Consider the following 24,370-nt stretch of genomic DNA (forward strand, 5'->3'; position numbering starts at 1 on the left):
GGCCCATCTAGGGGCTGGGCAGCTCCGATGCCGGCTTGCCCTCCTCCTGTCCGCCGTCAATGGCTTTCGCCGCAGGTGTGACTGGGCGCCCTGAGGGGACCCGCTTCGCGCCTCAGCCCGCAATAACTTCGAGAACCACAAGGCGGACTGCCGGGGCCGCAAGAAGCTGTCGTTTTCCGCACTGGTGCGATCCGATACTTTACATACTATGTGACCTTCAATCGGGGGCCATAGCAAATGAAAGAAGAGACCGGCGTTCAGAAGTTGGTGCGCACGCTACGTGCCCGAGCACCTGATGACGCAGCTGAATTGCTCGCCAGAGAGTCTCCCGAGTTCATCCGCGACACACTGAAGCTGTTACCGGACGGGCACGCCCGTAAGGTGGCCGAGCATTTGCCACTGCACATGCGGCCCATCGGGCCTCATGACGGTGGCGAGGATATCGCGATGCCCGAGTCGCTCATCGAGCTGATGGACCCGATTTCCGCCAGCGTTCCTGTCGGGACGACAGTTGCTGCCGCGGTTGAAGCTGTCAGACGCGCCCAGGTGCCGACCGAGCTCACTTATCTCTACGTCACGGACGAAGGCAATAAACTGGTTGGCCTGGTGGTCCTGCGCGATCTGATGCTGAGCGAACCGGACGCCATTGTCGATCAGATCATGCTGCCCAAGCCGTTCGCTCTCAATGTCGATCTCCCTTTGAGCAACGCATGCGAGGCAGCGGTACGGCGTCACTACCCTGTCTATCCGGTGGTGGACGCCGAGAACCGGCTGCTCGGGCAGGTTCGCGGTTGGCGCTTGTTCGAGCAGCAAATCATTGAGATTTCCGCCCAGTCTGGCCAGATGGTAGGTGTCCTGAAGGAGGAGCGCTCTTTTACGCCCTTGTTTTCAGCCTTCTTGAAGCGTCATCCGTGGCTGCAGTTGAACCTCCTGACGGCCTTCCTGGCCGCATTCGTGGTCAGTTCGTTCACAGGCACGATAGAGAAGATCGTCACCCTGGCGGCGTTCCTCCCGGTCTTGGCCGGGCAGAGCGGAAACACCGGCTGCCAGGCACTGGCCATGACGCTGCGTGGCCTTGCCTTGGGGGATGTGGACAAAAGACCGAAGCTGCACTTGGTGATGAGAGAGGGCGCGCTCGGGATCGCTAACGGCTTGCTGGTCGGCCTTCTTGCGGCTGCGGCGATGTGGTTCTACGCCTCGAGGCAGCCGGAGTCGGCGGCCCAAGCGCCCATGCTGGCACTTGTGATCCTGCTTGCCATGTCCGGAGCGTGCCTCTTGTCCGGAATCTCCGGCGTGCTGATCCCGTTGGGCCTGCGCCGGGTCGGTGCCGATCCGGCGGTCGCTTCGGCGATCTTCCTCACCACCTTGACTGATGTTGTAGGCATGGGCCTGATGCTGTGGCTGGCCACCATGCTCGTGCTGTAGCAAGGCGCGTCCAGGGACGCGTCCCTGGGGATTGGGGGCAATAAGCTGGCCTCGTCGCCTTCGGAGAAATTGCGAGAGCCAGGCCGCATCGCGGACGCATGAGGAGCACCTCAGCATTTCGACCTTTGTGCAACGCGAAGGAAAACCTTTGGATAAAACGTGCGCGACCTTGAAGCCTCATCCGGTGACCGGATACGCGCAGAATCGCGCAAACAATGTAGATCTTGTTCCACTTAGGAGTTTGAATTATTTGCCACTAGAGCCGGATACTCCAATTACGTTCAGCAACGCTTGAGAAGATGTCTCGGCAAACAGCGTAGCCGAAATAGGAATGAACCCAAAAATTTGTTGCGCAGCTGCAACAGCTGCTGAGGCTCGCACGGTCTGGTGACGGTTCCGTCGCCTTTTTTCTTGTAGTCGTGCTAAATCCTTCGCACTAGTCGAGTTCGGGTGGGTTCTCGGCATGCTATCTTCGGCTCGAACGATCTTCGGCTTGGCCGCAGCGCTGCTTTTTAGCGGCGCATTGCCGGCCGGCGCACAAGGTCTTTTTACGGTCTATGACGATGCGTTTTCGGCCCGCATCGCCAGTCCGTCCGACAATGGAACACTCGCCCAATTCGTCACGGTTGCGGTCAACGCGGGACAATACGATCAGGCGATCTCCTCAATCGAGCAGTATCTGATCAAATACCCCCGCGATGCGCGCGCCCGGCTGGCCGCCAGCCGGCTGTATTATCATGTCGGGTCCTATGAATTGGCCCGGAGGCAGGTGCAGTACGGCATCGAAGTCGGCGGCCTGACCGCAAGTGAGCAGCAGGAAGCTGTTCGCCTGCTGGCGCGCATCGAGCGCGCGTTGCGTGGCGTCACCTGGGAACTCGCCCTGACTGGAGGCGTATTCAGCGCATTCACCGATTTTGAGCCAGGCGGGGCGCAGGACGATGACAGCTTCGTCTCGCCCTACGGGCGGGCCGACGGCTTTGTTCGGTGGGACCTCGGCACGCCAAGTGCTGACGCCCTCGTTCTTTCGGGCTCGTTGACGGCGACAGAGCGTTTTTTCACGGAAGACCTGTCGGTTCCGGGTAGCGAGAAGACTTTTGTCCACGGCAACGCAGCGATTACCTGGGACAAGGGCCTGCCCAACAGTGGGATTGATTCGCTTCGCCTGCTGCTTTCCGCGTTTACCGCGACAGATCGTTTCGACAGCGATATCCACGAAACCGGCGTCGGCCTCAGTGGACGTTTCCTCGTTCGCCCGACGGTCGAGACGACCCTCTTCGCCGGTGGCGGCTACATCGATCTAAGCGCCTCGCAAGGCATTTTCGCCGATAGCAGGGTCTTCTATGAGGCAGGCGGCAGCTACCGCTTCCGTAATGGCCAGGCGCTCGGACTGCGCTTTGTCGGTTCGAATGACTTTGCTTCGGGATCTGGCGAAATCGGCCGCAGCTACACGGGCGAGGTCCGCTATGGCGGCCTGTTGATGACCGTACCGGATTTTTTCGCATGGTCGCACCAGATCGCCTTCTCGGCCGGCCACAGCGACACTCCCGATCTGTCTGTCGGCATCGGCACAAATATCAAGAGCGACTTCTGGCGCATTGCCTCGGAAAGCGATTTTCAGATGACGGAAGCCCAGAAGATCAGCGTTGATCTCGCCTATCGAGAAACCAACTTCGCCATCGCTAACCGAGACCAAAAATCGTTCGAAATGCTCATGAGCTATACGTTGACGCTCAATTGAAAGGGCCGCGATGAGGTACCGTCCGATCGCGATTTTAATCGCCTGCCTTGCCTTCGCGGCACCCTCCGCCGCTGAGACGGTCGGGTCGATGACAGCCTATCAGACCAACATCGTCCGCAATAACGGTGGGACAATGAACGTTGGTGCCGGCGTCGAACTGGGCGACCAGCTGCGCAGCGATCCCACCGGTCTTGGAATGCTGGTGTTCCGGGATGAATCCAGCGCCAAGATAGGTCCGAACACCAGCCTGACGATCGATGAATTCGTCTATAATCCGGGCTCCGGCTCGGGAAAGATCGACATCGGGATGAACAGCGGCCTGGCCCGTTTTTATGGCGGTCAGGTTTCGAAACGGGGCGTCATGCAGGTTGCGACGCCGCACATGGTGCTCGGGGCGAGGGGCGGCATCATCGAAGTGCTGGTGGCAGCCGGCCAGACCGTCGGCATACTGCGCGCCGGCCGTATGACCTGCACGATCAATGGCAAACGGCTAGTCATCACAAACCCGGGCTACGCCTGCACATCGGAAGATGGCAAGCTGCTGGCCGGCTACGGCGGAATCGACACCTTTCCGATATTGGACAGTATCGACCGGATAGCCGGTACCGGCCTGCCAGGCGCACCGGGTCCTGGATTGGACGTAAGCGCAATTTGTGCGTCGGCGCTCGGCGGCTCGCTCAAAGTCTGCGACTCCACGGACGGCGCATTGCCAGGAGTGGTCATGGAATTCCCTGACAGCCCAACGCCACCTGTGGGCAGCGGGGGGCGGAGGGGCGATGGCGAGGGCGATGGCTGCTCCCGCTTCTGCAATTAAGCCCGGTCGTTCGGTATGAGCCCCTTTGCCGATTGGCGCTGGGCTGATCGGCGTTGGGCCGATTGGCGCTGGACCGCGAGGCGCAAGATATCCGGTCTCGTGCTCATTCTTTTGCTGCTCGCTTGCCATTTGGCTTTCGACGGGCCGCTGTCGCGCCTGCGCGAACGCACGTACGACTTCTATCAGTTTCTCGCCCCACGCCAGGCGACGAGCAATCCTGTCGTGATCGTCTCGATAGACGACGCCAGCCTCAATGCACATGGGCGATGGCCCTGGAACCGTGGCCTCTTGGCCGATCTGGTCGATGGCATCACCCAATCCGGCGCGTCGGTGGTCGGGCTTGCGCTGGTGCTCCCCGAAGCCGACACCTCGCCTGAGGGCATCGCCGGAGACAAGCGCCTGGCCGCAGCGCTGGCCAAAAATCGGACGGCGCTTGCCGTCAGCCTGGGCAATGAGGCGACGGTTTCAGAAGCAGAACCCAAAGCCGGCTGGTCGATCGTCGGGCAAGTCCCGGATACACTTCCCGGCTTCACCGGCCTGACCGGCTCTCTTGCCGAATTCTCGAACGCGGCCGTGGGCCTCGGCGTGATTCGCACCTTGCCCGATCCCGACGGCGTACTGCGCCATGTGCCGCTGCTCTGGATTCGCAACACCGCTCAAGGCGTGCAACTGTGGCCGTCCTTCTCACTCGAGCTCCTGCGCCTTTACGCCGGACAGGACGGTTACATAGCCCGGATGAATGCAGCCGGGTTCGACGCGCTCAGGATGGCCGGCGCCATTGTGCCGCTTGAGCCGGAGGGGGGCATCCGCCTCTGGGAAACCGCCACCGATACCCCCCGCCTGTCTGCCAGCGCCATCCTTTCGGGCCATGGCGATCCGCGACTGCGGAACGCTATCGCCATTGTCGACCTGTCGGCTGTGGGACTGACGCAGTACCTGCCGACGCCGACGCATCCAACGCGACCAGGCGCGGACATCCACGCCGATGCGATCGCCCAGATGCTTGCCGGGCGCTACCTGGCAGAGCCAACGCACGCGCGAATGCTCGAGCGGCTCTGGTTTCTCCTGAGCGCCGTCGTTTTCATCGGGCTTTCAGGAATGCTCGCCGGGCGTGTCGTGGTTGGCGCCCTCGCCCTTGCGCTGCTGGCCGTCACCCCGTTCGTGTTCGGCGCTCTCGAGTACAGCCTGCAAGGCGCACTCTATGACCCGCTGCAGCCGGCGCTTGCAACGATCATGGTTGCGGGCTTCGAAGGCTATGTTCTGTACAGGCGCAGCGAGCAGCGCCGGTCCACTCTGACGCGACAGTTCTCCCAATATCTTTCGCCCTCCGTGGTACAGCGCCTCGCAAGCTCGGACACCGAGGCAATCCTGTCCGGCGAGAAGCGCGAAATCACAATCCTGCTCAGCGACATACGCGGCTTCACGACGATGAGCGAACAGCTCGACACCCAAGAAATCGCCAAGGTGGTCAACCATTTCCTCGGCATTGCGACCGATGAGATCCTCAAGCGCGACGGCACCATCGACAAGTTTATGGGCGATGCGGTGCTGGCCTTCTGGAACGCACCGCTTGATCAACCCGATCATCGCGAGCGCGCGCTCGAGGCGGGCCTTGCCCTGATCGAGCGGGTGAAGCTCGAAGACGCCGCCTTCACGGCTGATGGCCATCGCTCCATCGAAATTGGCGTCGCCATCGAGACCGGCATCTGCTCGGTAGGCAATTTCGGGTCCGAACGGCGCTTCGATTACACCGCGATCGGCTCACCGGTGAATCGCGCGGCACGGCTCGAATCGACGACCAAGAAGCTGGGCATCCCCCTCGTGCTTGGACCCGGCTTTGCAGCAGGAGCATCGATGCCGGTTGTCCAGGCGGGCGCCTTCGAGCTCCAGGGTTTCAAGGGCGAGGTACCGGTTTTCACCGTTCCGGAGATGCAAGCTGCTGAGCCGCGAAGTAGAGAGCCAACGTGGTGAGCAATCTGGCGCCCCTGTTGGTTCGCCGCCATCCCTGCAAATGGCATCGCCTGATGTTGCACCCCGAACCCGAAGCACACTCTGACCTGTCCGCCACCGGCCAACTGCAGCATTTTCCACTTTGAGGCGAAATAATTCTCAACTATGGTCCGTCAGGCTTAAGGCATGGGGGATTGCCGATGGTTTTATCACGCAGGGATGTCCTGATCGGTGGCCTGGCGCTGGTCGCGGTCGGTGCAACTGGCAATATTGGTCAAGCCGCGACGGCAAAATCCTTTTTCGCCGGTACCGCCAGCGACAACGATTTTGTCTATCGCAAAACCAACTTCGCCAAGATCGACAAGAGATGGCATCGCCAGATCGTCAAGTATTTCAGCAGTGAGCCGGTCGGCACTGTCGTGGTCGATACCCGCCACCATTTCCTCTACCTCATCATGGAAAACAAGACCGCCATCCGCTACGGCGTCGGCGTAGGCAAGGAAGGCTTCAAATGGTACGGCCGCGCGACGATCGACCGCCGCGCGCTGTGGCCGCAATGGGTCCCGCCCCCCGAAATGCGTAAGCGCAGGCCGGAGCTACCGCCCATGATCGCAGGCGGCGCGCCCAACAATCCGCTCGGGCCGCGCGCGCTCTATCTGTACCGCGACGGCGCCGACATCGGCTACCGCCTGCATGGCACGCTGGAGCCATGGAGCATCGGCACCGATGCTTCCAGCGGCTGCATCCGCATGTTCCCGGAAGACATCATCGACCTCTACCAGCGTTGCCCGATCGGCACCGCGGTGGAGGTCCTGCCGCACATCGCCGACCAGGCGCCCCCTTCCACCACTGTCGAATGATTGGGCGCATCATGAACCGCATGATTGAAAACGCTTGCCGGCTGCTCGCCGCCAGCCTGCTGGTGCTGGCCGCATCCTGCTCGACCAGCAACACGCTGGCCCCGCCCACGCCCGACGTCACCAACGCCGAGATTGCCGGCTTCCAGAACGTCCAGCCGGGCAGCGAGGAGGATTTTATCCTCAATGTCGGCCGCCGCACCTATTTTACGAAAGGTTCGGCCGCGCTCGATTCTGTCGCCAAAACCACCCTCGACACCCAGATCGCGTGGTTGTCAAAGTATCCGCGCTGGCTGCTCAAGCTGCAGGGTTTCGCCGACGATCCCGGCGCAAGCGAAACAGCGCTGTCGCAGCAGCGCGCCGATGCAGTGATGAACTACCTCGCCGCCGGCGGCATAGACCGCAACCGCATGTGGGCCAAGGGCTACGGCAAGGACAGGCTCGTCCGCGACTGCCCCGACAACGCCTGCAGGTCGCAGAACCGCCGCGTTGTGTCCAATCTGCGCGATGAGAGGGACGAGTCGTAGGGGCTGCTGTTTTGCTTGTCACCAAATCAGAGCCTCACAACGCGACGGAATTTGCCCGTCTTGGCACTCCTGCCTGTATCATCCGCCGCCGCCCGCCTTGGCTTCCGGCATAACTTGCAGCAACGGTTGCGGTGATACTGCGATCTCTCCCGTGAAGGGCCGGTCGTGGGCAAGAATCAAGAGAACGGATGCCGCCACGCCGGTCGCAAAACTTCCAAGAGCGATCGCCGATGCCATTCGGTTATCACTATGAACGATCGCGATCGCGAGAAGAGCACAGAAGGCTTGCAGGATCAGGCAGGCCCACTTCGTCGGGTTGACCTGTGCCGAGCTGACGAGAACCCGCTGGCGACGCGCCTCGAAGGCGTCTTCGAGCCACCTCGTAATCTCGCGCTGCGCGATCTCCTGGCGGGATTGCTTGGCGTCAAAGCCAGCGTCGTCCGCAGCGCCTCGTTAAGCGCCGGCGGAATTATGGTGAGGGTCGCCGCGCTCTCGGCCATCAGCGGCCACTCCTGGCTCGTCGTTTCCTCGATATAGCTGCGCACCAGCGTCCGTAGGCGCGCCTCGGGCTCCCCGGGAAAGCTGCTCGCCAGAAGCACGACCGACCGCAACGCACTGGCCTCGCGATTGACTGCCGCATTGGCGCGATCGTTGTCGCTCCACACCTGAGCCGCGGTGAACGCCACAAATAGGCCAAAGATGATACCGAGCGGCGGCAACATGCCAGGCGAAAGCGCCTTGAATGACCGCGCCGTGGAGCCTGCGGAAAGAACGGCGATGCCTTGGTGCAAGATGAACGCGACGATATAGGTGGCCCCGAACACGACGAGAGCCATCCAAGCGAGTGGAAGAGTATGCAACCAGCCACCCATGGTAGCGCCTGCCCTATCCTGAGAATTCGTCGTCAGGAGTTTGTAGGGCCGTCGTTCCACTCGTGGCAATGCCACTGTGTTCCATCGTGTCAACAAACTCTATGCACCGGTGCAATCGGCTGACAACCGGCGTGTTACGCCGCGAAGTCGAAACGGCAATTGTCCTGCCGGCCATCGCAGGCGCAGTAGGTCTCCTCGCATTCCACTGCTGTCGGATCCACGATGCCGAGCAGGAAGGAGAAAGCGCCGGTGATAAAACCTTCGAACATGTAGCAGACGCGCTGTCCGCGCTGCTGCCCGGCTTCGAGCGCGAAGATCGAATTCCTCAGGCTGATGCTGCCGCGGCGACTGGTGGTATCCAGCGTGTCGATGGAAAACTGGCCCCAGCCGCGTTGCGACAGGCGCTGGAAATAGTGGCGGAACGTCGCCGCAGGGTCGAGACCTTTGCCGCGCACCTGCGCCTCGCACCATTCGATGGCCGACTTCGCTGTCGATGCGCGCAGGATAGCGCGATAGGAATCGCGGCCGAGGGCTGCCTCGACCGCGAGATGGTTGTTCACCAGGAAATGCCTGGGCAGGTAGACCATCGGCAGCCCGTCGGTCCGCCAGATGCCGGTTGTGTCATCGACATCGATCGGGACCACGGGCTGCATGATGGTCGCCGGTTAGGCCGCTTGCCGCTGTGAAGCGACCGAGGCCGACTGGTCCTTGTAGAGCTCGCCATCCTTCATGATGACGATGAGGTTCTTCTCATGCACCATCATGTCGAGATCCTTAAGCGGGTCGCCGTTGACCAGCAGGAGGTCGGCGATGAAGCCTTCCTTGACCATGCCGAGTTCGTCGCCGAGGCCCATCACCTGGCCGCCTAGCCGCGTACCGCACTGCAGGGCTTCGCTGGGCGAATATCCCAGCAGGTCGACGAAGTGTTTTAGATCCCGCGCGTTGGTGCCTTGCGGCGTCTGCGCGAAACCATAGTCGCCGCCGATCAGCGCCCGCACGCCGCGCTTGCGCAGTTCGGTGTAGACCTTGCGGCTGTCGTCGAGGATGCGCTGCATGCCGAACTTCACCGCCATCTCATGGGTGAAGCCGAAGGGCTCGCCCTCGTAGAGCGTGCCGTAGATGATGCCGATGGCTGGGCCGACGAAGATGCGGTCCTTGGCCGATTCCAGCGCATCGAGCGCTTCCTCATCGGCGGATTCGCAGTGGTAGATGACGTCAACGCCACACTTCACCGCGCGCTTCACCGAGCCGGCGGCGCGGGCATGGCAGTTGATCTTCTTGCCGAAGTCGCGCGCGACCGACACCGCCGTCATCACCTCGGCTTCGCTCATGACGGTCAGGCCGCCGTGTGCGGCGGGGCTGAGATCGTCGCCGGAAATGTTGATCTTGATGTTGTCGGCGCCTTCGCGGCAGCAAAGCCGTACCGCCTTGGTGATCTCCTCGACGCCATCGGCGATCATGCCAAAACTCTCGTGATACATGTGCTGCTGGCGCTCGTCGCCGAGGCCGCCGGTGACCGTGATCTCCGGGCTGCCGGCGCGCATGCGCGGTCCCGGCAGGCGGCCGGCATTGATCTCGTTGCGGATAACGATATCGAGCCGCAACTTCGAGGTCGCGGCGCTGTAGGCGCTGGTAAAGCCATGGTCGAGCAAGGTCTTGGCGTTGCGCATGGTGAGCAGTAGATGCTCCTCCGGCGGGATCAGGCCGAGATCGGAATCCTTGATCGCGCCGCCGAAGGAGATGTGAGCATGGCCTTCGACGAGGCCCGGCATCAGCGTCATGCCGCGGCACTCCACGGTCGTTGTGCCCTCGCCCGACAATTGTCCTGGCGTGCGGGCGATGGTGACGATGCGGCCATTGTCGACCAGCAGATCGGCCGGAAAGGCATCGGCGCCGGTGCCGTCCCAGATCATGGCATTTCGAAACATCACTCTTGTCATGACTTCGTCCTTTCGGAGTTGGCGGGGTTATTGGTTGACGGCTCGAGCCGCAGTGACGTCGTCGGCCACGACATTGGACAGGATGCCGACGCCTTCGAGCTCGATCTCGCAGACGTCGCCATGCTTCATGAACAGTTGCGGCTTGCGCGCCATGCCGACGCCGGCCGGCGTGCCGGTGACGAGAATGTCGCCGGGTTCGAGCGTGATGGCTTCGCTGATGATCGATATCAGCGAGGCGACATCGAAGATCATGTCGTTAGTCGAGGCGTTCTGAACGATCTCGCCGTTGAGGCGCGTCTGGATGCGCAGGCCCTTGCCGCCCGGCGGCAATTCGTCCGCCGTCACGAAGATGGGTCCGAACGAGCCGGTGCCGTCGAAATTCTTGCCGACGGTCCATTGCGGCGATTTGGTCTGAAAGTCGCGGATCGAAACGTCGTTGAAGATAGAATAGCCGGCGACATGGCTGAGTGCCTTCTCAAGCGCAATGTGGCGGCCGGCCTTGCCGATGATCGCCACCATCTCGCCTTCATAGTCGAGCTGGATCGAGGCTTCGGGCCGGCGGATGGCCGCGCCATGGCCGATCAGGCTGGTCGAGAAGCGGGCGAACAAGGTCGGATAGGCCGGTGGCACGAAGCCGCTCTCGATCGAATGGTCGACATAGTTCAGACCGACGCAGATGATCTTGCCCGGCGCCGAAATCGGCGGCAGCCATTCGACCGCCTTCGCATCGATGCGCCGGCCGCAGGCCAGCTTCTCGCCGGCGGCCTGCAGCGCCTGCCCGCCTTCGGCGATCAGTTCGTCCAGCCATCCCGGGAACATCGCATCGCTGGCGTCGATGCCGCGGAACTCGCCTGCCGGCAAGGCGATCGCCAGCCCAGGTCCCCGCGGCGATTTATAAGCTGCAAATCGCACTGGCCACATCCTCATTGGTGAAGGCTGGACTTTGTTGAGAAATTATATATCTGTCAACATAGAATATATTATTTTGCATTCTGATTTCTGGCTGGAATAATGTATCAAGGCTCCTCAATGGACGGATTCGGCCGCGGGCAAGCGAATGGCTAGGGAAGGCTCGATCAATCTCACCCAGGGTGCGTACGAGGATTTGCGCGCCGACCTCTTGTCGTGCCGGATCGCGCCGGGCAGCCGGCTCAAGGTCCAGGAACTCTGCGACCGGCTGTCCGTCAGTCTCGGCGCCATCCGCGAGGCGCTGTCGCGGCTGACCTCGGAGGGCCTTGTCGTGGCTGAGCCGCAGCGCGGCTTTCGGGCTGCCCCGATCTCGGCCGAGGATCTGCTCGATCTCACCAAGACGCGCATCCAGATCGAGACGCTGTGCATCCGCCGCGCCATCGAGGTCGGCGACGTCGCCTGGGAATCGCAGCTGGTTGCAGCACTCCACCGATTGTCGCGCACGCCCGAGCACACGCCGGACGATCCGGTGCATTCGAGCGACGAATGGGCGACCGCGCACGCGGCCTTCCACAAGGCGCTGGTCGCCGGCTGCGACAGCCACTGGCTGCTGCGCCTGCGCGACCAGCTTTACGACCAGAGCGAGCGCTACCGCCGCCGCTCGGTCTCGCTGGCGCCAAAGGCTCGCAACATCATCAAGGAACATCAGGACCTCGCCGCTGCCGTGCTCGACCGCAATGCCGAGAAGGCCGCCGAATTGCTGGCGGCGCATCTGGCTGTCACCACCGACATCCTGCTGGCGGCGGAGGCCTCCGACCTTCCAGCGCCAAAGACGACGGTGCGGGCGTAGCGTTTCATTCGGGTCTCCTCGGACAGGAAACAAACGCCGCCCTTCGCAGGGCGGCGTTTTGCGTCACTGGCGCAGATTGGTCCAGATCCGGTCATAGGCGCGGATCGCCTTCTCGTCGCATGACGGTGCGAACGTGATTTTCAGGTCGGCCGGCGGATTGAACTCCGGCGAGCCGCCAATGTCGGGCGCCAGGAACTTGTTCGATCCGGCGATCGCACTCTGGTAGCCGGTGTATTTCTGCTGCAGCGCGATGTTTTCCGGATCCATCAGGAAGTTCAGGAACTTCTTGGCGTTCTCGACATTGGGCGCGCTGGTCGGCACCGCGACATTGTCCATCCAGCCGACAACACCTTCCCTGGGATAGACGTATTTGACCGTCGACTTCTGCTGGCGTGTGGCCAGCGCCTTGCCCGACCATTGCTCATGCATGACCGTTTCGCCGGCAACCTGGCGCTCGACGATGCCGTCGGAATTGTAGACCTTGACGAACGGCTTCTGTGCCTCGAGCAAGGCATTGAGCTCCTTAAGATCAGCCGGATTGCTGTTGCACTGATCCTTGCCGAGATAGACCAGCGCCAGCGACATCACTTCGGTCGGCGAGCCGAACATGCCGACCTTGCCCTTGAGCTCCGCCGGCGGATCGAACAGCGGCTTCAAACTATCGGTCGGTCCCTTGTAGACGGCGGTGTCGACGGAATAGGAGGTCGTGCCCCACACCCATGGCACAGTGAATTTCGCATCGGGATCCCAGGACCGGTGCTGCCATTCCGGATCGACGTTTTTGAAGTTCGGCATCGCGCCTGCGTCGACTTCCTGGAACAGCTTCTGCTTGACGAAGATCGGCACGAAGTCGTTGCTGATGATCATCACGTCATAGCCGGCGGCGCCGGAGCTGAGCTTGGCGAGCGCGGTCTCGTTGGAATCGTAGGTGTCGATGGTGACCTTGATCCCGGTCTCGGCCTCGAACTTCTTGATCATTTCGTCCGACGTGTAGTCGGTCCAGTTGTAGATATGCAGTTCGCCGGCGTCCGCCAGCGCATGGGTGGTGATCGCGCCGAGCATGGCGGCCGCCAAGGCTAGTCCCGAAAGTCCTTCCTTCCATTTGGTCACGGTCATTCTCCTCTGGTCTGTTTTCTCATTTTCTATGCAAATCTGTTACGTCGTCCGACGAGCAGGGCCGCGGCGACGAAGACGATGGAAACGGCAAGCAGGATTGTGGAGATGGCGTTGACCTCGGGCGTCACGCCAAGCCGCATCATGCCGTAGATGTAGACCGGCAGCGTCGTAGAGCCGGCGCTCGACACCATCATCGAGATCAGGAAATCGTCGAGCGAGACGACGAAGGCCATGATGGCGCCGGCCGAGATCGCAGGCAGCAGCAAAGGCAGCGTGACGCGGCGAAACAATCGCCACTCATCGGCATAGAGATCGCGTCCCGCCTCCTCCAGCGCGCCGCCCATGTCGCGCAGCCGCGCCTGGATCGGCAACAGCGCGAACGGGATGCAGAAGACGGTGTGGGCGATCATCAGGTTGATGAGGCCATGATGCATGCCTAGCCCGGAAAAGAAGATCAGCGTGGTGATCGCCACGACGATCTCCGGCACCACCAGCGGCATGGCGATCAGCGCCGTTGCCGCGCCCCGCCCGAAGCGCAGCCGGCCGCGCTCCAGCGCAATCGCGCCGGCGGTCGCGATCGCGGTGGACGCGATGGTGGCGACGATGGCGACAATGACGCTGTTGTAGGCGGCATCGCGGATCGCGCCATTGTTGGCGACCACGACGAACCATTTGAGGCTGAAGCCGGCCCAGACCGTGACCAGCCGGCTCGAATTGAAGGCATAGATCACCAGGATCAGCAGCGGCGCGTAGAAGAACAGGAAGATCAGCGCAGTGTAGGCCGACAGACCGGGCGTGTGTCGCCAGTCGAAAGGCTTTGCCCCATTCATTGCCGGTCCTCCTGTACGCGGCGCGAGCGGATGACGAAGACGGTCAGCACGACGACCGTCACCACGGTCGAAAGAGCCGCGCCAAACGGCCAGTTGCGCGAGGAGGTGAACTGCATCTGGATCAGGCTGCCGATGAGCAGCTTCTTGCCGCCGCCGAGCAGGTCCGGCGCCAGGAACGAGCCCAGCGCCGGCGCGAACACCAGCGTGGCGCCGGCCAGCGCACCGGGCCTTGCCAGGGGCCAGACGATACGGCGGAAGACAGCGGCGCGGCTGGCATAGAGGTCGTGCGCGGCCTCGATCAGCCGGGCATCGATACGCTCCAGCGTCGAATAGATCGGCAGCACCATGAAGGGCAGGAAAGTGTAGACGAGGCCGAGCAGGATCGATCCATCATTGTAGAGCAGCGGCAGTGGATCGGAGATAATGCCGGCATGGCGCAGCGCGCCATTCGCCAGCCCCTCGTCACGCAGGATCAGGATCCAGCAATAGGTGCGGATCAACGTGTTGATCCAGAACGGTAGCGTGACCGCGAACAGAAGAATGCGCCGCCGCTCCGGCGTCTGGCAGACGATGTACCAGGCGACCGGCAGGCCGAGCACGAGGCAGATCAAGGTGGTGGCGATGGCGAGATAAATCGAGCGCAGGATGATCAGCGCATAGCTTGGCGAAAACACCAGGCTGTCGTCGAAATCGCGCTGGTAGAGAAACTGCAGATAGGCGTCGAAAGTCGCCGGCGCGGTGACGCCGCCATAGGGGTTGGCGGTCATGAAGGAATAGCCGACCGCCAGCAACAGCGGCAACACCATGAAGATGCCGATGACCAGCATGGCCGGCGCAATCAGCAGCCAGGTGCGGTTCGGACCCATCTCAGTTCGCCAGTTCGCGTTCGAGGTGCCGTGCCCAGTCGACGACGACCCGGTCGCCGGTCGAAAGTGCTGCACCACCGCGCGAGCGCGAGTGCAGTTTTGCCCCTTCCTCCAGCACGACCTCGTAGAGCGTGTCGGAGCCGAGGAAGGTGATGGCGGAGACCGCGCCCGTGACGTGGCCTTTGGCGCCGTCCGATGCCGGCGACACCACGATGTGCTCCGGCCGCACGACGATCGTCTTTGCCGGATCGCGGCCGAGGGCGCCGCCGGGCAGCAGATTGGACTCGCCGATGAAGTCGGCCACGAAGCGGTCCTGCGGATTGTCGTAGATGTCGCGTGGCGTGCCGACCTGCAGCACATCGCCGCTGCGCATCACCGCGATGCGGTCGGACATGGCCAGCGCCTCCTCCTGGTCGTGGGTGACCAGCACGAAGGTGATGCCGGTCTCGCGCTGCAGCCGCTTCAACTCGCTCTGCATGCCCCTGCGCAGTTTGAGGTCGAGCGCCGACAGCGGCTCGTCGAGCAGCAGCACGCTTGGCTTGGGTGCGAGCGCGCGCGCCACGGCGACGCGCTGCTGCTGGCCGCCCGACAGCTGTGCGGGCCGACGCGTGGCGAAGCCTTCGAGCCGCACCATTTCCAGCGCCTCCCTGACTCGCTCCTCGATCAGCGCTTTCGGCGCGTTCTGCATTTGCAGCCCGAACGCGACATTCTCGGCCACGCTCATATGCGGAAACAGCGCGTAGCTCTGGAACACCGTGTTGACCGGCCGCTTCTGCGGTGGCAGCGAAGCGACATCATTGCCGGCAATGCGAATGGCACCTGAACTCGGCGCCTCGAAACCGGCAATCAAGCGCAGCAAGGTTGTCTTGCCGCAGCCCGATGGGCCCAGCAGCGTGAAGAACTCATTGTCGTAGATTTCCAGGCTGACTTCGTTCAGCGCGTGGACCGGGTCGGCGTCCCTGGTCACGAAGGATTTTGACACGCTGTGGATGTCGATCATGACCGCACATTCCTGGGACTGCATGGAGATGGCCCTGAGGGCCATCACGGTCGTCTGGCACCGCACCTAAAAATTCGCTCCAAAATTATATTTGTCAACGGATAATATATTGTTTTTGCATTTCGACACGCGAATGTGTGGCGGACCCCGTTCTGACCTGTGTCGGAGCCCTTCGCCTCTCAGAGCACCTTGCCGCTTTCCGGGTCGAGCAGGTGCATGTGGCCCATTCCGAGCGACAGCGTCGCCATCTCCCCTGGCTTCGGCGTTGCTGCCGGATCGATGCGCGCGGTGGCCTCGGCGCCGGCGACCAGCACATGCAACAGGGTCTCCATGCCCATCGGCTCGACAACCTCGACCGGGACCTTGATTTCGACGCTATCGGGCCTCTCGCGCTGCTCGGTGATGTGCTCGGGGCGCAGGCCGAATTCCAGCTCACGCCCGACATGGCCGGCATAGCGCGCGGTGCGGGCAGCCGGTACCGTGAGTGCCGTGCCGTCGCCGAGCACGACCGCGAGCCTGTCGCCACGCCCTTCCAGCCGGCACTTGAAAAAGTTCATGCCGGGGCTGCCGATGAAGCCGGCAACGAAGCGGCTGGCCGGCTCATGATAGAGATCATTGGGCGGGCCGATCTGTTCGATGCGCCCCTTGTTCATCACCACGACGCGGTCGGCCAGCGTCATCGCCTCGACCTGATCGTGGGTGACATAGACCGTGGTGGTGGCAACCATCTGGTGCAGCCGTTTGATCTCGGCGCGCATCTTGCCCCTGAGCTTGGCGTCGAGATTGGAGAGCGGCTCGTCGAACAGGAACACTTTCGGCTGGCGCACCATGGCGCGGCCCATGGCGACGCGCTGACGCTGGCCACCGGACAGCTGGTGCGGTTTGCGATGCAGGAGCTCGCTGAGATCGAGCATGTCAGCGACGCGGGCGATGCGTTGTGTCACCTCGCCATCCAGCACTTTGCGAATGCGCAGGCCGAAAGCCATGTTCTGCGCCACCGTCATCTGCGGGTAGAGCGCATAGCTCTGGAACACCATGGCGATGTCGCGGTCCCTGGCCTGGATGTTGTTGACCAGCCGGCCGCCAATGTGGATTTCGCCGCCGCTTGGCCGGTCGAGCCCCGCCACCATGCGCAGCGTCGTCGACTTGCCGCAGCCGGAAGGGCCTACGAGGACAACGAACTCGCCCTCGGCAATTTCGAGATCGATCTCGTGCACGACCTTCAGGTTCTGAAAGCTCTTGGAAATTTTCCTGAGTTCGACATCGGCCATGGCGCTATTCCTTTGCCGCGGGGGCGAACATGTCGAGCGCCAGTGCCGCCGTACCAATCACGCCGGCATCGTTGCCATGCTCGGCCGCCACGATCACCGGCGGCCGGCCGGGCTTGAGCAGGACGAAATCCCTGACGTTTCTGGCAATGCGGTCGGTGAAGAAGGGACCGGCGAGCGACAGGCCGCCGCCGATGATCGCCGCCTCGATGTTGAGCATGTTCGACATGATGCCGATCATCTGGCCGAGCCAGCGCGCCACCTCGTCGACCACCTGCAGCGCGATCGCATCGCCTTGCTTGGCGAGATCGACGACGGTCTCGGCATCCTTGGCGTCGGTGTCCGGCTTGAGCTGGCGGTAGCGGTTGACCAGCGCACGGGCGCTGGCCAGGTTCTCGACCATGCCCGGCACCGGATCGGCAATGTCAGTGCGAGCCGGGTCGAGCGAGATGCAGCCGAACTGCGGCGGCAGGCCGTCCGGGCCGTCAATGACCTTGCCATCGATGACCATGGAGCCGCCAATGCCGGTGCCGAGCGTGAGCAGCGCAAAGCGCGAAAACGGACGCCCGGCGCCGTGGCGCATTTCGCCATGGGTGGCGCTCACGGCATCGTTGCGAACGACGGCCGGCACGCCGAAGCGGATGGAAAACAGCTTTGACAGCGATCCCTTGAGCAGCGCCGGGATTGCCGGGCAGCGGCCGTTGAGCATGCCGGTCTCGGGGTTGGGCGTGCCCGGCACACCGATGCCGATGGCGGCAATGTCGGGGAACGCCTGCCTCAATTCCTCGGTCGCGTTGGTGGCCAGATGAACGAAATCGGCGAACTCGATGTCGCGATGCACAGGCACAGCACCGCGTGCCAAGACCCTGCCTGAACCGTCGACGACGCCGAGCTTGACCAGACTGCCGCCAATGTCGATTCCAACCGCGGTTACCATCACGCCTCCTTGCGGATGCGCACATTGAGCCGCCGTCCGAGGTTGGGGTAGATCATCTTGTCGGGATCGATGCCGCGCGCGATCGCCAGCTCGCAGCCATACCATTGCAGCGGCATCGGCGCCCAGCAACCGGCGAGCCATTGCTGCTGCGGTGCTGTCGGCCAGCTGACGTCGAGATCGAACCGCGTCCGGTGGCCGGAGAGGTTGAGGACGACCGTACGCGGCCCAAGCTCAGCCAGCGCCTCGCCGAGATTGGCAGCGACCTTCGCCTCGGTCTCGGTCTGCGCGATGGCGATCACCAGGCTGTTTTTCGTCGTGCCGTAGACATGCCCGTGCAGGGCCTCTTCGGTGTCGAAGGCAGAGGTCGGCACGCCGCTGATCTCGGCAATCTTGAGCGATGCTTCGAGTGCGGTGCCGAGATGCGTCGCCTGGCCAGCGACCAGAATGTAATCAGGGACGCCGAAGCGGGCGACCAGGTCTTTTGCGGCAGCAAGACCGGTCTCCGCCGTCTGCTCCAACTGGGCGAGCAGCCCCGACACATAGAGTGTCCGGTGGGCAAGCTTCGCCGCAACCGCGAGCACCGAGATGACGGTGGCAGTGTAGCCCATGGTCTTGGGGCCAACCGTCTCCGGACCGATCGGCATAGCGATGATCTCCGCGCCGGTCTCGGTAATCAGGCTGCCGGCCTCACCGGTGATGACAAGCGTCGGGAACCCAAGCTGCACCGACAGGCGCACCGCCTCGATCGTGGTGATGCTCATACCGGACTGCGACGCCGCCAGAACCAGCGTGCGCTGGTTGGAGGCTTTGGGCGGCAGGCGCAGGAAAGCCTCCGGCTCCTTGGCGATCACCGAAGCGCCCGTGCCCTCCTCCAGCGCCTCGGCGCCGGCCAGCAGCGCGTTCATCGACGAGCCGGTACCAAGCAGCACGATCCGCTCCGGCATCTGGCGCAGGCTGGCAAAACGGTCGAGCTCGGCACCGATCGCGGCGGGAAGCCCGGTGAGGGTCGCGGGCTGCCGGCGGATGTATTTGCCTATCTGCATCTCAATGTTCCATCATTCGAAATAGGTGTGCGTGGAAAATCTACTTGCTGTAGCCCTTGCTCAGGCCGCTGATGAATTGCCGCGAGAACAGGGTGAAGAGCAGGACCAGTGGCACGGCGCCAAGCGTCAGTGCCGCGAGCAGCGCCGGATAGTCGTTCATGAACTGGCCGACGAATTGCTGCACGCCGAGCGTCACCGTCTGGTTCTGCCGGCTGGGCGCCAGGATCAGCGGGAACCATAGGTCGTTCCACACCGGCAGCATCGTGAGTGCTGCAACCGCGGCGAGGCCCGGCCTGACCAGCGGCAGCACGATCCAGAAGGTGCGCAGCTCGCTGGCACCATCCATGCGCGCCGCTTCCTTGAGATCGGTCGGCACGGTACGGAAATAGGTGACCATCAGCGTCACCGCGATCGGGATGCTCATGGCGGTGTAGACGAGGATGAGTGCCGCCAGCGTGTCCATCAGCCGCCAGGCGAGCATCATCTGGATCAGCGGAATTGTGCCGAGCCGGATCGGCAGCATGATGCCAAGCACGAACAGGCCACCGAGCAGCGACGCCAGCCGCACCCGGTATTCAACCAGCGCGAAGGCGGCGAGTGTCGACAGCACCACGGTCAGTCCGATCGTCGTCACCGTGACGATCAGGCTGTTGCGGTAGTTGATGATGAAATTACCGCGGGTGAACACCCGCTTGTAGCCTTCGAGGCTGAAGGTCTTGGCCGTTGGCAGATCGAACGGCCCGCCAAAAATCGCCGGCGTCGTCTTCAGCGAATTGATGATGACTATCAGCACCGGCCCGATGGCGAGCAGCACAAAGACGATCAGCAGCGCATGCACGATGATGCGCTCGGCGGTCCAGTGTTCGCGGTCATGGCGGCGGCGGGTGGCGGGTATTATGAGGTCCTGGGCGCTCATCTCAGCTCCTAGACCGAATAGGATTTCAGGCGGCGCTGGATCAGCCAGAAATAGGCTGCGGTGACCAGCAAGACGGTGAGGAAGATGACCGTTGCGACCGCGCTACCCAGATCGAGATCGGCAAGCTGTCCGCTCGAGCCGAAGAAGGTGCGGTAGAAATAGGTGCCGAGAATGTCGGTGCTGTAGTTCGGACCGGGCGCTGAGCCGTTGAGCGCGAACACCAGGTCGAAGCCGTTGAACGTCCAGATATAGGTGAGGATCGCGATCAGCCCGAACTGCGGCGCAATCAGCGGGAACTTGATCTTCCAGAACGTCGTCCAGCCACCGGCACCATCGATGTTGGCGGCCTCGACCAGCTCGTCGGGCACCGCCAGCAGGGCGCTGTATAGGAACACCATCGGAATGCCGAAATACTGCCATACCGACATCAGCGATATGGTGGTGAGCGCGGTCGATTCCGTGCCCAGCAGCGGGAAGCCGACCAGGCCCCAGAGCGGATTGATGATCAGCCGCCAGACGAAGCCGACAATGACCACCGACAGCGTCGCCGGGATGAACAACAGCGTGCGATAAATGCCTTCCGACCGCGCCAGTTTTCCCGATGTCAGCAATGCCGCCAGCAGCAGGCCCATCGGCACTTCGACAATGAGATGGATGGCGAAATACTGCATGTTGTTGAGAAGCGCATTCCAGAAGCGGGCGCTGATGGTCGGGTGGGTGAACAGCCGCTCGTAATTGGCGAAGCCGACAAAGACATCACCCAAAGCGCCACTGGTCTGGAAAAAGCTCATGACGACCGAGGTCGCCAGCGGCAGCACGGCAAAAACCAGATAGACGGCCAGCGCCGGCAGCGCGAACAGCAGCAGGTTTCGATAGGCGGCAGCGGGAGATATCAACTCAAAACCTCATCTTCACGCCGGACAGGATAGCGCCAGCATGCCGTCAGGCTTGCGCATGCCCTGCCTCGTGGCAAGGCACGCGCGAGGGAGTGCCGGATTACTTCTTCTGCGGTCCGTACCAGGAGGCGAGGCTGGCCTGGAGTTCGGTCGCGACCTGTTGCGGTGTGACGTCCGACTTGGTGAACATCACCTGCAGCAGGCGCCAGGTCTCGTCGTCGAGCGGCGGCGTGCCGGCGCTCAGCCGATCCAGCGCCAAACGCGGCGTCAGCTCGGCGCCTTTCTTCAGGTCGGCGAAATCCTGCGCCAGCTTGTTCTTGTAGGTCACCGGCTTCGAGCTCATGGCGAAGAAGCCAGGAGCGGCGTTGACATAGAGCTCCTGGAATTCAGGTCCGGCAACCCAGTCGAGGAAGGTTTTTGCCGCTTCCTTGTGTGTGCTCTTGGCGTTGATGCCGATGCCCATGTCAGGCATTTCCTGGAGATAGCGCTTGTCACCCGCCTTCGGCACCGGAGGGCCGAACACGCCGACATTGAGACCGGTCGAGGTCGCCTGGTTGATGTCCCATGAACCGTCGGGAAGGATGGCCGCTTTGCCCAAAGTGAACAGCTGCGTCATGTCGGCATAGTTCAAGCTCTCCTGGCCCGCCGGCAGGAACGGCTTCCAGGCTTCGAAGGCAGCGATGGCGTCGACGAATTCGGGATCGGTCAGCTTCTTCTTGCCGTCGATCAGGCCGAGCCGGCCCTCCTCGCCTTTCCAGTAGGCCGGGCCGATCGAGTAGAGACCATTGTAGGCGAGCTGCCAGGATTCGGCCGAGCCATAGGCGAGCGGCGTGTAGCGGCCGTCCTTCTTGATTGCCGTAAGCACATCGATGAACTCGGCGCTGGTGGTCGGCACGGTGAGGCCCAGCTCCTTGAAGATGTCGGCATTGTAATAGAAGCCGGCGAGCACGGCGGCGACCGGCAGGCAGTAGGTCTTGTCGTCGGCGCCGGTCCAGGCGGCCCGCGAGGTCTTGTCGAAATTCTCCAGGCCCGGCAGGCCTTCCAGCGATTCGAAATAGCCGCGCTTGATCCATTCGCGGTTCACATCGAACGGGCGGCAGGTGATCAGATCGCCACCGGCGCCGCCTTCGATCTGCGACTGTACGGCGGCATTGTATTCATTGGTGTTGATCGGCACGAACTCGACCTTGATGTCGGGGTGCTTGGCCTCGAAGGCCGGCAGGATGGTGTCCTGCCACACCGCAATGTCCTCGGTGCGCCAGCTGTTCAAGGTGATGGTCACCGGGTCGGCAAAGGCGGCGCCGACGCTCCCTGAAAACATCACGCCAAGCGTCGCCGCCAGCGGGATCGATACACGTATGGAACGCATTGTCCTGCTCTCCCTCAAGATGGTGCCTCGTGTGGATTCACGATTTTGCAATGTTGCCTCGGACCATACCTACTGATACATCTTGTGACAAGTGGTATTGTGTTGTCTTTTCTTTTCTCGTCGAGGGGTCGCTGTCCGGCTGAGGCAGCATTGGATTGACGGCAAGAAATCTGGGAGGACTTGTATGATTGGGGTTGGAATTCTGGGCTCGGGCTTCATTGCCGAGACCTATGCGGACTCGCTGCTCGACGTGCGCAACGCCGAGCTGGTGGCCTGCTCGTCACGCAGTTTCGAGCGCGCCACGGCCTTCGCCAAGAAATGGGGTCCCAAGGTCACCGCTCATAGGAATATCGACGCGCTGTGCGCCGATCCGAAGGTCGAGCTGGTGGTGATTGCGCTGCCCAACGAAATCCATCTCGAAGCCGTCAGAACGGCGGCAAAACACAGCAAGGCGGTCATCTGCACCAAGCCACTGGCGCGCACCGGCAAGGAAGCGCAGGAGATCCTCGACATCGTCGAGCGCGCCGGCATCTGGCACGGCTATGCCGAATGCGCGGTGTTTTCCCCCAACATCGCCAAGGCCCACCAGATGATCCAGGCCGGCGGCATCGGCACTCTCTTGACCATGCGCGCCCGCGAAGCACATTCCGGCCCGCACGCGCCGCATTTCTGGAATGCCGAGCTCGCCGGCGGCGGCGCTTTGCTCGATATGGGCTGCCACACCGTCGAAAGCGCCCGCCACTTCTTCGGCAAGGACAATGAGATCACCGAGGTGATGGCGTGGGGCGCGACACTGGTCCACGGTGATAAGACAACCGGGGAAGATACGGCGATCGCGCTTTTGAAATTCGCCGGCGGCCAGCTTGCCACGATCGAATCGTCATGGATCGAGAAAGGCGGCATGCAGCTTCGCCACGAACTGGTCGGCTCCGCCGGCCGCATCGTCACCGACACATCGGTCGGCCCAGTCTGGGGCTTTATCGAGAAGCCCGTGGGCTATCTTGTCGAGAAGGCCGATGCCGAGACCGGGTGGGTCTATCCGGTGCCCGAGGAGACCCGCGCCTATGGTTTCTCGCAACAAATGCGCCATTTCGTCGACCATTTCGCGGCCGGGACGACGCCGCTGGAAACCTTCGAGGACGGCGTTATCGTCAACCATATAATTGACGCCTGCTATCGTTCGATGCGAACGGGCGTATGGGAAAAGATCAAGGGGTGACCGTGATGGAGGGCTCGCCACTGCAGTCGGATGGACCCGAACCACTCTGGCGGCAGGCGGCCGACGCGATCTTGCACGAGATCGCCTCAGGCAAGCTTGCCTCTGGCGCGCGCCTGCCAGCCGAGCGCGACCTGTTTACACGCATGTCGATATCGAGGGTGACCTTGCGCCGGGCCTTGCAGAGCTTGGTCGAGGAAGGCGTGCTGACGCCCTCGCACGGGCGCGGCTGGTATGTCTCGGCCAAGGTGCCGAAGGAATTTCCCAACACGCTGGAATCCTTCAGCGAGACTGCAAAACGCCTCGGCTTGACGCCCTCCTCCGACGTGTTGCGCGCCGAGCATGCGCCGGCCTCGCTGGACGAGGCCGAGGAGCTGTCGATCGCGCCGGGTGCTGCCCTTTTCCACCTTGAGCGCATCCGCCGCCTCGACCAGGTCCCGGTCGCTGTCGACACCTCGTTCTTTGCCGCAAGCCTCGTTCCGGATCTCAGCCACATCGACTTCAGCAATGCCTCGCTGTTCGGCCTGCTGATCGATGCCGGTGTCGATCTGGCGCGCGCCGAAACCACGATCGAGGCGCATGATGCCGATCCTGTTCTGGCGCGCCACCTCGACATCGATGTCGGCAAATCCACCCTGGTGATGCGCCAGCTCATCGTCGACACCGCCGGCCGGCCGCTTCTGTCCTCGACCATCCGCTACGCCGGCGACCGCTACCGCCTGCGCACATCCTTTTCGCGCACAGGCAGACCCACAGGCCGCAATCCATGAAACAGACGGCGGCCTCGCCTACCTATTGAGCCGTCGCAACGACACAGACGGCGGCATTCGTCGCCATTCTGCGGCACAGTGCTGTCTGGTCCAGGCGCGGATCCTCGATCAACGCCTGCACATCCCCTTTCACAGCGAAACCGGTGAAGAGGACCGGAAGCGGCGCCTCCGTTGGCCTTGGCATTGTGCTTTGACTATGCTGGCCGCGCCATCCGCCGGACGCGAACGGACCAGAGCAGTTCCGCGAAAAGTGTGAAACGG

General features: G+C 62.6%; 22 protein-coding genes and 1 pseudogene. 9 read left to right on the top strand and 14 right to left on the bottom strand.

Going from position 1 to position 24,370, the window contains the following annotated elements; translation table 11 throughout:
* Positions 1–237 precede the first annotated feature (237 nt).
* From ACYHH6_RS30730 to ACYHH6_RS30755, 6 genes are all read left to right on the top strand, one after another.
* A complete protein-coding gene (locus ACYHH6_RS30730; RefSeq protein WP_352586372.1) occupies positions 238–1,425 on the top strand; it encodes a magnesium transporter in 1,188 nt (395 codons plus the stop codon).
* A gap of 493 nt (positions 1,426–1,918) precedes the next feature.
* Entirely contained in the window at positions 1,919–3,163 is a 1,245-nt protein-coding gene (locus ACYHH6_RS30735; RefSeq protein WP_352586371.1) for a tetratricopeptide repeat protein, read from the top strand.
* Positions 3,164–3,251: 88 nt separating this feature from the next.
* Positions 3,252–3,977: a FecR domain-containing protein gene (locus ACYHH6_RS30740; protein WP_352586370.1), complete on the top strand. Its 726-nt coding sequence runs from the start codon at positions 3,252–3,254 to the stop codon at positions 3,975–3,977.
* Between the two features lie 15 nt (positions 3,978–3,992).
* Complete coding sequence (locus tag ACYHH6_RS30745; protein WP_352586369.1) at positions 3,993–5,948, top strand: CHASE2 domain-containing protein; 1,956 nt, start codon at positions 3,993–3,995, stop codon at positions 5,946–5,948.
* 179 nt (positions 5,949–6,127) lie between these two features.
* Entirely contained in the window at positions 6,128–6,787 is a 660-nt protein-coding gene (locus tag ACYHH6_RS30750) for a L,D-transpeptidase (RefSeq protein ID WP_352586368.1), read from the top strand.
* Positions 6,788–6,798: 11 nt separating this feature from the next.
* Positions 6,799–7,311, top strand: a complete 513-nt coding sequence (locus ACYHH6_RS30755; RefSeq protein ID WP_352586367.1) for an OmpA family protein — start codon at positions 6,799–6,801, stop codon at positions 7,309–7,311.
* A 78-nt stretch (positions 7,312–7,389) separates the two neighbouring features.
* Here the strand turns inward: ACYHH6_RS30755 and ACYHH6_RS30760 are convergent.
* The 4 genes and pseudogenes from ACYHH6_RS30760 to ACYHH6_RS30775 form a co-directional block, all read right to left on the bottom strand.
* A pseudogene (locus ACYHH6_RS30760) lies at positions 7,390–8,183 on the bottom strand (bestrophin-like domain).
* A 134-nt stretch (positions 8,184–8,317) separates the two neighbouring features.
* The gene (locus tag ACYHH6_RS30765) at positions 8,318–8,836 is read right to left on the bottom strand and encodes a DUF5943 domain-containing protein (RefSeq protein ID WP_352586364.1); all 519 of its coding nucleotides are present in this window, start codon (positions 8,834–8,836) and stop codon (positions 8,318–8,320) included.
* Between the two features lie 12 nt (positions 8,837–8,848).
* Positions 8,849–10,123 (bottom strand): metal-dependent hydrolase family protein, encoded by a 1,275-nt coding sequence (locus ACYHH6_RS30770; RefSeq protein WP_352586363.1) that lies wholly within the window; start codon positions 10,121–10,123, stop codon positions 8,849–8,851.
* Positions 10,124–10,150: 27 nt separating this feature from the next.
* Positions 10,151–11,035, bottom strand: coding sequence for a fumarylacetoacetate hydrolase family protein (locus ACYHH6_RS30775; protein ID WP_352586362.1), 885 nt, complete (start codon positions 11,033–11,035; stop codon positions 10,151–10,153).
* Between the two features lie 145 nt (positions 11,036–11,180).
* Here ACYHH6_RS30775 and ACYHH6_RS30780 point away from each other — a divergent pair, with 145 nt between their 5' ends.
* Positions 11,181–11,882, top strand: a complete 702-nt coding sequence (locus tag ACYHH6_RS30780) for a GntR family transcriptional regulator (protein WP_352586361.1) — start codon at positions 11,181–11,183, stop codon at positions 11,880–11,882.
* Between the two features lie 63 nt (positions 11,883–11,945).
* Here the strand turns inward: ACYHH6_RS30780 and ACYHH6_RS30785 are convergent, their stop codons facing one another.
* The 10 genes from ACYHH6_RS30785 to ACYHH6_RS30830 all read right to left on the bottom strand — a co-directional run bounded on the left by ACYHH6_RS30785 (position 11,946) and on the right by ACYHH6_RS30830 (position 22,123).
* Positions 11,946–12,992 carry an extracellular solute-binding protein gene (locus tag ACYHH6_RS30785; protein WP_352586360.1) on the bottom strand — a complete coding sequence of 349 codons (1,047 nt, stop codon included), beginning with the start codon at positions 12,990–12,992 and terminating at the stop codon, positions 11,946–11,948.
* 32 nt (positions 12,993–13,024) lie between these two features.
* On the bottom strand, positions 13,025–13,828 hold the full coding sequence (locus ACYHH6_RS30790; protein ID WP_352586359.1) for an ABC transporter permease: 804 nt from the start codon (positions 13,826–13,828) through the stop codon (positions 13,025–13,027).
* Positions 13,825–14,694, bottom strand: a complete 870-nt coding sequence (locus ACYHH6_RS30795; protein WP_352586358.1) for an ABC transporter permease — start codon at positions 14,692–14,694, stop codon at positions 13,825–13,827. The genes ACYHH6_RS30790 and ACYHH6_RS30795 overlap by 4 nt, the downstream gene beginning before the upstream one ends.
* A 1-nt stretch (position 14,695) precedes the next feature.
* Positions 14,696–15,694 carry an ABC transporter ATP-binding protein gene (locus ACYHH6_RS30800; protein ID WP_352586357.1) on the bottom strand — a complete coding sequence of 333 codons (999 nt, stop codon included), beginning with the start codon at positions 15,692–15,694 and terminating at the stop codon, positions 14,696–14,698.
* A 179-nt stretch (positions 15,695–15,873) separates the two neighbouring features.
* Positions 15,874–16,965 (bottom strand): ABC transporter ATP-binding protein, encoded by a 1,092-nt coding sequence (locus tag ACYHH6_RS30805; RefSeq protein ID WP_352586356.1) that lies wholly within the window; start codon positions 16,963–16,965, stop codon positions 15,874–15,876.
* A gap of 4 nt (positions 16,966–16,969) precedes the next feature.
* Positions 16,970–17,899 (bottom strand): ROK family protein, encoded by a 930-nt coding sequence (locus tag ACYHH6_RS30810; RefSeq protein WP_352586355.1) that lies wholly within the window; start codon positions 17,897–17,899, stop codon positions 16,970–16,972.
* Positions 17,899–18,942 carry an SIS domain-containing protein gene (locus ACYHH6_RS30815; RefSeq protein ID WP_352586354.1) on the bottom strand — a complete coding sequence of 348 codons (1,044 nt, stop codon included), beginning with the start codon at positions 18,940–18,942 and terminating at the stop codon, positions 17,899–17,901. Before ACYHH6_RS30815 ends, ACYHH6_RS30810 begins: the two co-directional genes overlap by 1 nt.
* Before the next feature lie 40 nt (positions 18,943–18,982).
* Positions 18,983–19,858: a carbohydrate ABC transporter permease gene (locus tag ACYHH6_RS30820; RefSeq protein WP_352586353.1), complete on the bottom strand. Its 876-nt coding sequence runs from the start codon at positions 19,856–19,858 to the stop codon at positions 18,983–18,985.
* 8 nt (positions 19,859–19,866) lie between these two features.
* Positions 19,867–20,754, bottom strand: coding sequence for a carbohydrate ABC transporter permease (locus tag ACYHH6_RS30825; RefSeq protein ID WP_352586352.1), 888 nt, complete (start codon positions 20,752–20,754; stop codon positions 19,867–19,869).
* Positions 20,755–20,854: 100 nt separating this feature from the next.
* Positions 20,855–22,123: an ABC transporter substrate-binding protein gene (locus ACYHH6_RS30830; protein ID WP_352586351.1), complete on the bottom strand. Its 1,269-nt coding sequence runs from the start codon at positions 22,121–22,123 to the stop codon at positions 20,855–20,857.
* A gap of 184 nt (positions 22,124–22,307) precedes the next feature.
* Here ACYHH6_RS30830 and ACYHH6_RS30835 point away from each other — a divergent pair, with 184 nt between their 5' ends.
* Positions 22,308–23,342 (top strand): Gfo/Idh/MocA family protein, encoded by a 1,035-nt coding sequence (locus ACYHH6_RS30835; protein ID WP_352586350.1) that lies wholly within the window; start codon positions 22,308–22,310, stop codon positions 23,340–23,342.
* 5 nt (positions 23,343–23,347) lie between these two features.
* Positions 23,348–24,109 (top strand): GntR family transcriptional regulator, encoded by a 762-nt coding sequence (locus ACYHH6_RS30840; protein WP_352586407.1) that lies wholly within the window; start codon positions 23,348–23,350, stop codon positions 24,107–24,109.
* Positions 24,110–24,370 lie beyond the last annotated feature (261 nt).

The sequence above is a fragment of the Mesorhizobium sp. P171375 genome (assembly GCF_057786075.1).

Coding starts and splice junctions, on each gene's coding strand:
- ACYHH6_RS30730 (WP_352586372.1), top strand. CDS start 238: ATGAAAGAAGAGACCGGCGTTCAGAAGTTGGTGCGCACGCTACGTGCC.
- ACYHH6_RS30740 (WP_352586370.1), top strand. CDS start 3,252: ATGACAGCCTATCAGACCAACATCGTCCGCAATAACGGTGGGACAATG.
- ACYHH6_RS30745 (WP_352586369.1), top strand. CDS start 3,993: ATGAGCCCCTTTGCCGATTGGCGCTGGGCTGATCGGCGTTGGGCCGAT.
- ACYHH6_RS30750 (WP_352586368.1), top strand. CDS start 6,128: ATGGTTTTATCACGCAGGGATGTCCTGATCGGTGGCCTGGCGCTGGTC.
- ACYHH6_RS30755 (WP_352586367.1), top strand. CDS start 6,799: ATGAACCGCATGATTGAAAACGCTTGCCGGCTGCTCGCCGCCAGCCTG.
- ACYHH6_RS30765 (WP_352586364.1), bottom strand. CDS start 8,836: ATGCAGCCCGTGGTCCCGATCGATGTCGATGACACAACCGGCATCTGG.
- ACYHH6_RS30770 (WP_352586363.1), bottom strand. CDS start 10,123: ATGACAAGAGTGATGTTTCGAAATGCCATGATCTGGGACGGCACCGGC.
- ACYHH6_RS30780 (WP_352586361.1), top strand. CDS start 11,181: ATGGCTAGGGAAGGCTCGATCAATCTCACCCAGGGTGCGTACGAGGAT.
- ACYHH6_RS30790 (WP_352586359.1), bottom strand. CDS start 13,828: ATGAATGGGGCAAAGCCTTTCGACTGGCGACACACGCCCGGTCTGTCG.
- ACYHH6_RS30795 (WP_352586358.1), bottom strand. CDS start 14,694: ATGGGTCCGAACCGCACCTGGCTGCTGATTGCGCCGGCCATGCTGGTC.
- ACYHH6_RS30800 (WP_352586357.1), bottom strand. CDS start 15,694: ATGATCGACATCCACAGCGTGTCAAAATCCTTCGTGACCAGGGACGCC.
- ACYHH6_RS30805 (WP_352586356.1), bottom strand. CDS start 16,965: ATGGCCGATGTCGAACTCAGGAAAATTTCCAAGAGCTTTCAGAACCTG.
- ACYHH6_RS30810 (WP_352586355.1), bottom strand. CDS start 17,899: ATGGTAACCGCGGTTGGAATCGACATTGGCGGCAGTCTGGTCAAGCTC.
- ACYHH6_RS30815 (WP_352586354.1), bottom strand. CDS start 18,942: ATGCAGATAGGCAAATACATCCGCCGGCAGCCCGCGACCCTCACCGGG.
- ACYHH6_RS30820 (WP_352586353.1), bottom strand. CDS start 19,858: ATGAGCGCCCAGGACCTCATAATACCCGCCACCCGCCGCCGCCATGAC.
- ACYHH6_RS30830 (WP_352586351.1), bottom strand. CDS start 22,123: ATGCGTTCCATACGTGTATCGATCCCGCTGGCGGCGACGCTTGGCGTG.
- ACYHH6_RS30835 (WP_352586350.1), top strand. CDS start 22,308: ATGATTGGGGTTGGAATTCTGGGCTCGGGCTTCATTGCCGAGACCTAT.
- ACYHH6_RS30840 (WP_352586407.1), top strand. CDS start 23,348: ATGGAGGGCTCGCCACTGCAGTCGGATGGACCCGAACCACTCTGGCGG.